3 protein-coding genes are annotated in these 11678 nt (G+C 29.4%); all 3 read right to left on the bottom strand.

What is annotated here, in order from left to right; genetic code table 11:
* Positions 1-73 precede the first annotated feature (73 nt).
* Entirely contained in the window at positions 74-2842 is a 2769-nt protein-coding gene (locus X275_RS11295) for a PQQ-binding-like beta-propeller repeat protein (RefSeq protein WP_197072565.1), read from the bottom strand.
* Between the two features lie 56 nt (positions 2843-2898).
* Complete coding sequence (locus tag X275_RS11290; RefSeq protein ID WP_197072564.1) at positions 2899-5274, bottom strand: PQQ-binding-like beta-propeller repeat protein; 2376 nt, start codon at positions 5272-5274, stop codon at positions 2899-2901.
* Between the two features lie 376 nt (positions 5275-5650).
* Positions 5651-11626 (bottom strand): outer membrane protein assembly factor BamB family protein, encoded by a 5976-nt coding sequence (locus tag X275_RS11285; RefSeq protein ID WP_084825053.1) that lies wholly within the window; start codon positions 11624-11626, stop codon positions 5651-5653.
* Between the last annotated feature and the right edge of the window lie 52 nt (positions 11627-11678).

The raw sequence follows: 11678 nt of genomic DNA, 5'->3' as shown, positions 1-11678 counted from the left end.
ATCTTACATGGAATTCTTCAGGAATTTTTCCTAAATTTGTGTTTTCAAAGTTTTCATTGAGGATTGTTTTATATTAGATATTTGATCTTAATGCACCTTTGGCTATATTGTGCAATATATCTCTTCCGGCTTTTCCAATATACCCTCCAGTTTGATTTTCTTGATCAAAAGTCCAAAGTAAGTAAGTTGTTATTATTATTCTACCTTTTCCCACATTCCATTGTGGAAATATATCTGTTTCATCATTAACATTCCATCCCGTATGAAAACCTTTTGCAAGATATTCATCAGGGTCTATTATATATTCTATTATACCATATCGTCCTGTATAAGAAAGATTATTATCTATTCTAAATATTAATGAATCATAATCTCCAGAATTCCAATAAGATACATCATGCGAATGAGGATCTTCTGTACATACATTCACATTTTCAAATAATGGATCGTTTTCACGAGCTTCTGTAATAAAAAACGAGTCATTTAATGCAGGGAACCATCCTGATTTCATAGAAGAATTTACATAATTCATTAAACTTAATAATTTTGCCCCACCTGCTTCATTATTTGTTATAAAAACAGATCCAGTCTCTACCGCCTCTAATATCTTATTAGCTACTGATTCATCTATGTTCGAAACCTTATCTTCTCCTCCATATATAAAACATGCAATAACTCCATAGTCTTCAGGATTAACATTACCATTTCTTATATCTTCTCCATCAGCTATATCTATCTTTTTTTCTTCTTCCATAATTTTTTTAAATTCTATACTTACAGAATCCATATCATCCTTATCATTTACTATTAAAAGTGTTTTTTCTAGTTTTTCTACAAATTCAGAAGTCAAATAATTGTCTTCATCAACACGACCAGAATGTTGTGGATTTGCATGGAACATTGGCCATGGTGTGTCTGATAAACCACCATTATTTCCTTTTATTGCATAGATATAACCATCCTTACTTCCAATATAAATGGTGCCATCAGACCCTATTGCAGGAGAGGATTTTACCCAATCAGCTGTTCTAAAATTCCCTTTTAAAGACCCATCAGGGTTTATTGCATATATATAATTATCATATGAACTAACGAAAACAGAACCATCGGCTCCTATTGCAGGAGAAGAAGCTACCCAATCTCCAGTTTCAAATTTCCATTTTAGAGACCCATCAGGGTTTATTGTATACATGTATCCATCCTTACTTCCAATGTAAATAGTGTTATCTGCTCCAATTGCAGGAGAAGAAGCTACATCACTCCCAGTTTCAAATTTCCATTTTAAAGATCCATCAGGGTTTATTGCATATATATAATTATCATATGAACCAACGTAAATGGTGCCATCCGCTCCTATTGCTGGGGAGGAAGCTACATCACTCCCAGTTTCAAATTTCCATTTCAAAGACCCATCAGGGTTTATTGCATATATATAATTATCATATGAACCGACAAAAACAGTGCCATCCGCTCCTATTGCAGGAGAAGAAGCTACATCACTCCCAGTTTCAAATTTCCATTTCAAAGACCCATCAGGGTTTATTGCATATATATAATTATCATATGAACCGACAAAAACAGTGCCATCGGTTCCAATTGCTGGGGAGGACTTTACCCACTCTCCAGTTTCAAATTTCCATTTCAAAGACCCATCAGGGTTTATTGCATATATATAATTATCATATGAACCAACGTAAATGGTGCCATCGGCTCCAATTGCTGGGGAAGAAGAAATCAAAGCTTCTGTTTCAAATTTCCATTTCAAAGACCCATCAGGGTTTATTGCATATATATAATTATCATATGAACCAACGTAAATGGTGCCATCGGCTCCAATTGCTGGGGAGGAATATACGCTTCCATTTGTTTTAAATTTCCATTTTAATAATGATGTTGTAAAGTTAGCAATAGTGCTTTCTGCTATTCCACCATATCTATCTTTTGCTATTATTTTCCAGTAATATTTTGTTATTGTATCTAAATCTTCTATTTTATATTTTGATTCTTCATAATCTTTTGCTATTAGTTTTAAATTATTTTTATCTTCTCCAAAATATATGTCATATGTTATATTATGTCCATCAATATCAATAGACTTCCATTTTAATGTTGGAATCAGACTTACATTTTCAGCTCCATTTTCTGGTTCAATTATTTCAGGTGTTGTGGGTGGTGTGTTTTCTTTGGTTTTAAACTCCCAAATATCGCCTTCTGTTTTAGCACCTAAGCTATCAATACTATCTATTTTCCAATAATATGTTTTTTCTACTTCTAAACCTTCTATTTTATATGCTATTCCATCATATCCTTTTTTCATTAATTTTAAATTATTTTTATCTTCACCAAAATATATGTCATACTTTATATTATGCCCATCAATATCAATAGACTTCCATTTTAATGTTGGATTTAAACTTACATTCTTTGCATTATTATATGGCTCAATTATTTCAGGTGTTGTTGGTGGTGTGTTTTCTTTAGTTTTAAACTCCCAAATATCGCCTTCTGTTTTTGCTCCTCTACTATCAATACTATCTATTTTCCAATAATATTTTGTTATTGGCGCTAAACCTTCCATTTTATACGTTGATTCTTTATAATCTTTTTCTATTAATTTCAAATTGTTTTTATCATTGCCAAAATATATATCATATTTAATATTGCTTCCATTTTCTATATCGTATCCTTCCCATTTTAATGTTGGATTTAATTCTATATTTTCACTGTTATTTAATGGATAAACCTCTGTAGCTTTTAATGGTGGATTGTTGTTTATTATTCCGCCAATTAATCCTCCTGCAATCATTGCTATTAGTAATGCGAGTACTATTATTTTATCCATTTTATTCACCTCTCAAATATTTTAATCATTGCCAGTATGTTGTGGAATAGACCTCACTATTTATATCCTATAATTACAAAATCATCAAAATATGTAGGTATATCGTCGTTACCTGGACAATCTCCAATTCTAATACCTTTAAGTCCCTTGTAAGCATTCGGATCTCGGTATTCAGACTTTGGCATGGCTGTGTATTCAATAGTTTTATTGTCTGGCAAGTAAACTTTTATTTTCGAAGAATACCCATCATCGTTTATCCAATATTCATATATTAATGTGTTGTTTATATAAACTTTTCCATATTTTTCATTAGGGAAAAAGATTGTTTTTACATCATTCCATGAATTTATATTATAAACTTTTACTTTTATTTCTTCATTTTTATCAGTTACAAAACGTATATTACCATTATCCCAAATATTAGCACCTCCACATATCCATCCCCACGAAACATCTGGATTAATAAATGCAATCCAACCAATATGTTCTTTATTTGACGCATATACTTTATAATTTAATTCAATTTTTTGATATTTAAATATATCAAAATAGAATACTATACCACAACACCAACCTGGTTGCCCCCATACTTTTAAAAATTTATTTCCAGAAGCATCTATATTTTCATCTTGTACTACTCCATATGAACGACCACTATATAATACAGAAAATTCTTTAGGAATTTTTCCTAAATCTATATTTTCAAAATCTTCATTGAGGATTATTTCAGAAGTCAAATAATTGTCTTCATCAACCCGACCAGTATGTTGAGGATTTGCATGGAACATTGGCCATGGAGTATCTGCTAAACCGCCGTTATTTCCATTTATTGCATAGATATGACCATCCTTACTTCCAATATAAATAGTGCCATCCGCTCCTATTGCAGGAGAGGATTTTACCCAATCAGCTGTTCTAAATTTCCATTTTAAAGAGCCATCCGGGTTTATAGCATATACATAGTTATCCAAACTGCCAACAAAAACAGTGCCATCCGCTCCTATTGCAGGAGAGGATTTTACCCAATCAGCTGTTCTAAATTTCCATTTTAAAGAGCCATCCGGGTTTATAGCATATACATAGTTATCCAAACTGCCAACAAAAACAGCGCCATCTTTTCCAATTGCTGGGGAGGACTCTACATCACCATCTGTTTTGTATTTCCATTTTAGAGACCCATCGGGGTTTATTGCATAGACATAATTATCATCACTGCCAACATAAATAATGCCATCTTTTCCAATTGCTGGGGAGGACTTCACATCACCATTTGTTTTGTATTTCCATTTTAGAGACCCATCGGGGTTTATTGCATAGACATAATTATCATCACTGCCAACATAAATAATGCCATCATACCCTATAGATGGTGAGGATTCGGCATATCCATATGTTAGATATTTCCACTTCAAAAAACCGTCAAAAGTTATTGCATAAATATATCCATCATCACTGCTAACATAAATAGTACCATCAATTCCTATCGCTGGGGAAGTTGATATATTTTTATTTGTTTCAAATTTCCATTTCAGAGAACCATCATAATTTATTGCATAAATATATCCATCACTATTACCAACATAAATAGAACCATCAATTCCTACTGTTGGTGAGGAAGCTACAACTCCATTTGTTTTGTACTTCCATTTCAAAGACCCATCGGGGTTTATTGCATATAAGTAATTATCATATGAACCAATATAAATAGTGCCATCGGCTCCAATTGCAGGGGAGGAAAGTACCCTATCTTCTGTCTTGAATTTCCACTTTAGTAATGATGATGTTGTAGTAAAATTAGCAATAGTACTTTCTGCTATTCCACCATATTCATCTTTTGCTATTATTTCCCAGTAATATGTTTTTTCTACATCTAAACCTTCTATTTTATATTTTGAATCTTCATAATCTTTTGCTATTAATTTTAAATTATTTTTATTTTCTCCAAAATATATGTCATACTTTATGTTATGCCCATCAATATCAATAGACTTCCATTTTAAAATAGGATTTAAAATTACATTTTCAGCTCCATTTTCTGGTTCAATTATTTCAGGTGTTGTGGGTGGTGTGTTTTCTTTGGTTTTAAACTCCCAAATATCGCCTTCTGTTAGTTCTCCTCTACTATCAATACTATCTATTTTCCAATAATATGTTGTGGTTGGTTCTAATCCAAGTACGTGATATTCATTTTTTGTTATTTGATATTCCATTAAATTTAAATTATCTTTGCTTTTTCCCATATATACATCATAATATAAATTGCTTTTATCTTCTTCATCATATCCTATCCATTTTAATGTTATATTTAACGGTATACCTTCACTATAATTTATGGGATAAACTTCTAATGCTTTTGAAGGTGCATTGTTATTTGTCACACATCCTGAGAGTATTAGCGTTATTAAAATTAGCATCATTATTATTTTTTTCATTTTCCCCACCTCCATTTTTTTAATTAGTTTTCTATATTCTAAAATTCTGAAAATATATTGTTTAAAATACTTTCACGCTATTTTTAATAAGGGTTTCAATGTTGTTGTATTAGATAATCGAAAGTAATTCTTTTTATTTGTGTAAAGTTTTAATTGTCATTAACATTGCCAGTATGCTGCGGATTTGCATGGAACATTGGCCATGGTGTGTCTGCTAAACCACCGTTATTATCGTTTATTGCATAGAAACAATCTTTTACTGTTATTTTTCAGCACTATACAACGTCAGGGATTATCCCTGACATTGTATAGTCACAGTTTTTGCTTCAGAGTTAGCTTTAAAATTAAGGAGGTTGTTTAAATAATGAAAATCTTCCTATTGCCGTCCGTTGTTTAATAAATTTTTATGAATTTTTGGCCATGGAGAATTCATCAAACCTTTACTTTTTACATTTAAAATATATAAATTTCCAGCATTGTCTCCAAAGTAAAGGTTTCCATCATAGAACAAAGTTATTCCACCATAAATTGCACCATCTGTTTTAAATCTCCAATACATAGTTCCATCAGGTTTTATTGCGTATAGATAGCCATTATTACTGCCAACATAAATAGTTCTATCTTTTCCGATTACAGCATCTGATGTTATTGAACCTCCAATGTAATATTTCCATTTTAAATTCCCAGAAGCATCAAGCGCATAGAAATAACCATTGTTAGCTCCGAAATATATATTACCTTGATCGTCAATTATTGGGGCTGATTCTATTTTATTTTCAATATTAAAACGCCAAATCTCATTACCATTAAGATCCAAAGCAATTAGATTTTCGTCTGATCCTACATATAAATGTTCAGCTCCTAATGAAAAGGTGTAAAAATAATAATAATAACCATAATATTTAGACCATTTATTATATCCACTACTATAATAACTTTTAATATAATTTGTAATACCTATAATAATATTTCCATTTTTATCTATTACTGGATATGAATACGAATAATTCGAAAGATATTCTTTCCAAACGAAAGAACCATTATTACTAATTTTATATAAATTATAATTATCTTGAACATAAATATTTCCGTCTTTTCCAATTGCTGGAGTATAACTAATATTGTAACTTGTATTGTATTCCCAATTTTTAATTCCATCTTTATCAATAGATAATAAATAATTACCGTCATTTATATATATTGTTCCATCGTTACCTAACACTGGTGATGTATTTATTGTTGAAGTTGCATTATAAGTCCAATTAATGGTTCCATCAGGAGTAATTGAGTATAAACTATTTTCAGTTGTAAAATAAACAATATAGTTTGAACCGTCTATCCATATTGCAGGTGTTGTGGTTATAGCACCATCTACCGATATTTTTGCTTTTAGAATATTTCTTGTTTTAAATGAGTATATTATGCTTTCTGAACTACCTCCGAAACTATCTTTTGCTATAATTTTTAGATAATAAGTTGTATCTAAATCAAGATTTTTTAAATAAATAGATGTTGATTCGTACGAAATTTTATAGAGTTTAGGTTCGCTATTCTTGCCAAAATAAATATCGTATTTTATATAATCTCCATCCGGATCTGAGGATTTCCATGAAATTTCCAATTCAACATCAGTAATTCCACTGTTTATAACTTCATCAGGAGAAATTATTTTTGGTGTTTCAGGAATAGAATTAGATATAATCATAAAATTATTTATTCCTGTATAATATCTTCTAGCCATAGGCCAAGAGCTTTTCATTAGTCCATCATCTTTAAAATCAATACTAATTATATGATTTTTTTCACTGCCAAATATTAAATTCCCGTTATCCAATAAGAACATATTGGTTATTGCTTTATCAGAAACATACTTTCCATACAATTCAAATTCAAGAGAATATTTTCTGATTTCACCATTTTCTAATCCAATATATATGTAATTCTTAGCAGATAATACAGGTATTGAGATAATTTTAGAATCAAGTTTAATCCTTCTTAGAAGGTCTCCATTTTTGTCTAATTTGTATAAATAGCCGTCATCATCCCCAAAATATATGTTGTTATGTATGTCTATTACAACACCTTTTACAATATTATTTTCCGAATAGTATTTCCATATTTCATTATTACTTAAATCATAGCAATATAATATATTTTCTTCTATGAAATAAATTCTATTATTATCCGAAAGTGCAAAGTATCCATCTGTATTTAAATTTAAATTATTTGTATAAATAATATCTCCATTTGGATTAATTACATATAAGTAATTATTCTCATTAAAGAAATAAATATTACCATTTTGATCTATGACAGGACTATTTTTTACTGCTCCGTATATATTCTTTTTCCATTTAAATGTTCCTTCATCAGATAATGCATATATATAATCAGATGTTCCAATATATATGCAACCATCATTTCCAATTGCAGGAGAAGAATAAATCATTCCTTCTGTTTCATATTCCCATTTTAAATTCCCATCAGCACTTATAGCATATATTTTTCCATTCCCATCAGCAACTATAATACTATTATCTTTTCCAATTACTGGTGATGCGTTAACATTAGTTCCAATAGAATATTCCCACTTTTTATTTCCATTAACGTCATATGCATATAAAATTCCACTTTTGCTGATGAAATATAAAATGTTACTGTTATATGCAAAATTATCGTTAATATTTTCAGATATCGTAACATTCCATGCTGTAATATCATTGACTTTAAAAGTATAAGTATCGCTAACTGTATCAAAATAATAATCATGCATTACTATTTTCCAATAGTAGGTTGTATTAAACTTTAATGAAACATAATAATAATTTTCTTCAATCCGGTTAGCTATTTTAGATAAATTATTTAAATCTTCCCCAAGGTATACAGAATATTTTAAATGGGTACTGTCATTGCTTTCAACATTCCAAGATAATTTAATATATGAATCATCAAGAATAGAATTGTCTGCAGGTGAATTTAATGAAACTTTTAATTCTGAATTGCATTGTGATATATAAGGGTTTCCATTATTAAATTTGTTTGATCTGAATTTTGCCCAATTTGACTCAAGAGGTCCTTTAGAATTCGAGTTTATAGCATATAAATAATTATCATATGAACCAACAAAAACAGTGCCATCTGCTCCTATTGTTGGTGAAGATCTTACATCATTTTCCGTTCTAAATTTCCATTTCAAAGACCCATCCGGATTTATTGCATATAAATAATTATCATATGAACCAACAAAAATAGTGCCGTCGGCTCCTATTGCTGGGGATGAAAACACATAATCTCCAGTTTCGAATTTCCATTTCAAAGTACCGTCAGGGTTTATTGCATAGATATAATTGTCACCTGAACCAACAAAAACAGTGCCATCTGCTCCTATTGCTGGGGAAGAATTTACATAATACCCCGTTTTAAATTTCCATTTCAAAGTACCATCAGGGTTTATTGCATATAAATAATTATCATATGAACCAACGAAAATAGTGCCATCTGCTCCTATTGCTGGGGAAGAATTTACATAATACCCCGTTTTAAATTTCCATTTCAAAGTACCGTCAGGGTTTATTGCATATAAATAATTATCATATGAACCAACGAAAATAGTGCCATCTGCTCCTATTGCTGGGGAAGAATTTACATAATACCCCGTTTTAAATTTCCATTTCAAAGTACCGTCAGGGTTTATTGCATAGATATAATTATCATATGAACCAACGAAAATAGTGCCGTCGGCTCCTATTGCTGGAGAAGAACTTACAACATTTCCCGTTTCAAATTTCCATTTCAAAGACCCATCAGAGTTTATTGCATATATATAATAATCACCTGAACCGACAAAAATAGTACCCTCGGTTCCAATTGTAGGTGAAGAAGTTACATAATACCCCATTTCAAATTTCCATTTCAAAGACCCATTTGGGTTTATTGCATATAAATAATTATCGACTGATCCAACAAAAACAGTGCCGTCAATTCCTATTGCTGGGGATGAGAATATAACATTTCCCGTTTCAAATTTCCATTTGATCATATTTTTTATTGTTGTAAAATTGCCTGAAATTTCTTTTATACTTCCAAACGGTTCTTTAGCTATTATTTTCCAATAATATTTTTTGTCAAAAGAAAGATTTCCAATTTCGTATTCTGTTTTTGTCACATCAGTAGCAATAAGCGTTAGATTTTCTCCAAAATATATATCAAATTTTATAAGATCCGATTCAGGTTCTACTTTCCATTTTAATTTTACATTATATGGTATAACGTTTGTTTGGTCTATTTGTGGCGATATTATTTCAAGGTTTTTTATGTCTACATTTATATTTTTTACATTAATTGTTATTGTTGCAGTTGAGGTTGCTCCGTATATATCGGTCGCTTTTATGACTATATCATATGATTTATCTCCTTCATCTAAGGTTGGAGTCCATGTGTATAAACTTTCATTTATGATTCCTTTTCCTGACACGATAGAAAACGTTATTCTATTATTTTCATCAGTTACATAATCGAGCAAATTAATTTCTAATGTTTCATTTTCATTTATTGTGAATTCTTGTATTTCTTTCCATATTGGTGGTTTTGTAGTTGTAAATGAATATGCCGAACTTGTATATTCAATATTATCATTGTCATATGATATTATATTCCAATAATATGTTGTATTACTTTTTAAATTGTTTAATTGATATGATGTTTCATTTATGCCTGTTGCAATAGTTGTCATCTCTGAGTCTCCAAATTGAATAGCATATTTTAATTCACCAGGATAATTGACTCCCCATGTGAGTTTTGGATTCAAACTCACATTTGTTGCATAATTTTCAGGAGAAATTAAAACAGGTTTTTTTGAATCTTTTATTGTTGTAAATGTCCATATTTCAGATGCGGTGGAAGCATTCTTGCTATTTTTCGCCACGACTTTCCAGTAATATGTAGCTTCTTCTAAAATATCCGTTGTGAATGTTTTGTTTGTTAAGTTATTTTTAAAAAGTTTTGGGTCTTTGTCTTTTCCAAAATATATGTCATATTTTAATTCGTTATTATTATCATCACTTGCATCCCATTCGAGTGTTACAATAAGTGGATTATCAACTGAACCATTTTTAGGACTTTTTAATGATATTTTTGGTGGAGTTGTGGTTGAAAAAGAAAAAATATTAGATGAAATTTCATGTTTTCCATCTTTAGCTACAACTTTCCAATAGTATTTTGTATTACTTAATAATTTTGGGTAATATTCTGTTTTTGTATAATTTGTTTCAATTTTTTCAAGATTTTTATTTTTTGATAGGTATATATCATATAATATTTCATCTCCATCTAAATCTGTTGCGTTCCAACTTAATTTTTGGTTTAATGCAACGTTAGTACTATCAAAGGTATTTAATTTTATTTCGGGTAACGTTTCAAAAGATATATCAAATATTTTATCAGAATCCCATTTATTGTTTAGTATTAATACGTTTCCTGTATAAGTAGTTGGTTCTGTAAAATCTATTGATATTTTTAATTTATTATTTTCCATCGATGTAGAGTAATTGCTTATTAGTGGACTAAATATAATCTCTTCAGTTGTTTTAATATCTACAAGAGAAGATAATGTGATGTTTTTTAAATTTTTTAAATTCGCATAAATCATCACTTTATTTTGTTCTTTAATTTCTTCAATTTTTCCAAAATCTATATAGTTCAAATAATTGTATATATTAATATCTTTTTTGTATCCATAATATTTCTTTTTATTTATAATAAAATATGGATTTATTGATATTGTATATATACCTTTTTCTTCTGTAATTAGTTCGAATTTATCTGTTACTGTTTTTTTTGTAGATATTTTTGTATTTTTATAGGTGGTTATTATGTCATAGTATGTCTTTAATGGTTTTTCTTTAAAATCGATTATTACTGTTGAATTTGATGATTCATAATTTAGATCGTTGTATTTTATACTATTTTCAATTTTGCTCATAATTACTTCAGGTTTTTGAACGAATACTATTTTAGCAATATCACTTTTTATTCTTTTGCCATTTACATTATATGTTTCAACCATCCAATAATATTCATTATAATCACTATTTAAGTTGAATGTATATTTATATTCTTCACCTTTGTAATCTTTTACTATGGGGGTAAGATTATCTTTTTTTGTTCCTATGTATAAAGTTGCAAGGGAATCTTCTCCTTTTTTCCATTTTAAAATATAGTCAATTTTTTTAATACCTCTTTCATATATTTTATAATCTTCTATATTTAATTGCGCTTTTAGAGCATCTTTGAATACAAAGCAACCACTTAGTATTAAAGTTATTAGTAGCAATATAAATACTATTTTTTTCATATTAACCCCCTTACCCCATTTTTTTAATTTATGTATTTTTTTTATTTGTGTA

Source organism: Marinitoga sp. 1197 (genome assembly GCF_001021165.1).
Classification (GTDB): domain Bacteria; phylum Thermotogota; class Thermotogae; order Petrotogales; family Petrotogaceae; genus Marinitoga.
The sequence above is the reverse complement of the archived record's forward strand: the minus strand, read 5'-3'. Positions and strand labels throughout refer to the sequence as shown.

Bases quoted from the DNA above. Each gene is read 5' to 3' on its own strand.
- X275_RS11285 (WP_084825053.1), bottom strand. From the start codon at position 11,626: ATGAAAAAAATAGTATTTATATTGCTACTAATAACTTTAATACTAAGT.
- X275_RS11290 (WP_197072564.1), bottom strand. From the start codon at position 5,274: ATGAAAAAAATAATAATGATGCTAATTTTAATAACGCTAATACTCTCA.
- X275_RS11295 (WP_197072565.1), bottom strand. From the start codon at position 2,842: ATGGATAAAATAATAGTACTCGCATTACTAATAGCAATGATTGCAGGA.